Here is a 1,781-nt window from a genome sequence, read left to right as displayed (position 1 = left end):
AGATTTGTATAAGAGACAGCCACCCCTCACGCCGTCCGCATCACCCGCACGGGGTCGCGGAACGCGGCGAACGCCGCCGGGGCGAGGCTGGCCAGCAGCGCGGTGAGGGCGGCCAGCACGGCCACCGCCGCCACGAAGTCCACCCCCAGCGTCCCGCCCTGGCCGGCGACGACGGCGTACCCGGCTCCGGAGCCCAGCACGGCGCCCAGCAGCGCAGGCACGGCGGTGCGCACGGCCACGAGCAGGATCAGGTCTCCGCGGCCGATGCCGAGGGTGCGGCGGCGGCCGAGGTCGCGGCGGCGGATGAGGACGTCGGCGAGCACCACGATGGACACGAAGAACGCGCCGGCTCCGAGGATCAGCAGCAGCAGGGAGCGTCCGAGCCCGGCGAGCTCGCCGGTGATCACCTGGTTGCCGGCGGAGAGGGCACGGGCGGTCTGGATGGAGGAGGCGCGCGGGTCGGGGTCGATCACGGCGAGCGCGGCCTCCTGCATGGCGCGGGTGCCGGCGGTGTCGGCGGCGAGGACGCGGACCTGCTGCATCACGAGGGCGTCCGGGGCGGCGGGGACGGTGAGGGCGTAGCCGTCGAGGTCCTGGAAGGGGTCCTGGGCCTGGAACGCCCCGACGACGGCCCACTGGCCGCCGTCCGTGGCCTCGATCGCTCCGGAGGGCTGGGCGAGGCCGAGCTCGGCGAGCTTGGCCTCGGGGACCACCACCTCGCCGGGGGCGGGCAGGCGGCCGCGGGTCAGCACGATGCCACGGTCCAGGGTGCCGACCACGTTCGTCACGGCCACGCGGGCGCCGCCCCGGCCGATCCCGGTGTTCACGGCGTCCATGGGCGAGTCCCGGGCGAGGGCGGCCTCGGCGGTGTCGAGTCCGGCGAGGGTGGCCGCGGTGGCGCCGGTGAGGAAACCGGTGCCGCCGGTGTCGGTGACGGTGAGCACGCGGGCGCCGGGGCCGGAGAGCTCTGCGGCGACGGCCGCCTCGGTGGCGGCCTGCCTGCCCACGGTGGCCACGGCGGCGAAGCACATGGCGGCCACCACGAGCAGCACGAGGGCGGAGGGCACGGGAGAGGTGCGTGCGGCGGTGACGGCTTCACGCAGCAGGGTGCGCAGGTTCATGGGCGGTCCTCCCGGTTCACAGCCGAACCACCTCGTCGGCGCGGGCGACGACGGCGGGGTCGTGGGTGGCGACCACCACGGTGCGCCCCTCGGCGGCGGCATCGGCGAGGGCGTCCATGACGAGGCCGGCATTGTCCGGGTCGAGGTTGCCCGTGGGCTCGTCCGCGAGGACGACGGCGGGCGCGTTCACGAGGGCGCGGCACACGGCCACCCGCTGCGCCTGCCCGCCGGAGACCTGCCCGGGCCGGTGGTCGGCGCGGTGGGCGAGGCCGAAGCGCTCGAGCAGCGCCCGTGCCCGGTCCTCGAGCGTCTGGCGCTCCAGCCCGGCGTAGAGGCCGGGCTCCACCACGGAGTCCAGGATGGGGCGGGACGGGTCCAGCTCCGAGTCCTGGAACACGAATCCCACGGAGGTGGCGCGCAGGCGGGAGCGTTCCCGGTCCGGGCGGGTGGAGGCGTCGACGTCGCCGAGGCGCACCACTCCGGAGGTGGGCGTGAGCATGAGCCCGAGCACGTACAGGAGGGTGGACTTGCCGCGCCCGGAGGGCCCGGTGAGGGCGGTGACGGCGCCCGGCGTGAACGCGTGGGTGAGGCCGTCGAACAGCTCCTCGGCGGCGCGGGTGTAGGCGAAGCGCAGGTCCTCGCTGGCTCTTATACACATCT

At 75.5% G+C, this 1,781-nt stretch carries 2 protein-coding genes; both read right to left on the bottom strand.

The window, feature by feature from the left end:
- Window positions 1-26: 26 nt before the first annotated feature.
- Window positions 27-1,121, bottom strand: coding sequence for a hypothetical protein (locus J1M39_RS11255; RefSeq protein WP_049147055.1), 1,095 nt, complete (start codon window positions 1,119-1,121; stop codon window positions 27-29).
- Between the two features lie 16 nt (window positions 1,122-1,137).
- Window positions 1,138-1,779 carry an ABC transporter ATP-binding protein gene (locus J1M39_RS11250; RefSeq protein ID WP_206496803.1) on the bottom strand — a complete coding sequence of 214 codons (642 nt, stop codon included), beginning with the start codon at window positions 1,777-1,779 and terminating at the stop codon, window positions 1,138-1,140.
- Window positions 1,780-1,781 lie beyond the last annotated feature (2 nt).

Source organism: Micrococcus sp. KRD077 (assembly GCF_017168505.1).
In the GTDB taxonomy this organism is placed as follows: domain Bacteria; phylum Actinomycetota; class Actinomycetes; order Actinomycetales; family Micrococcaceae; genus Micrococcus; species Micrococcus luteus.
Note: the sequence above shows the minus strand (reverse complement) of the source record. Positions and strands in the feature narration are given on the sequence as shown.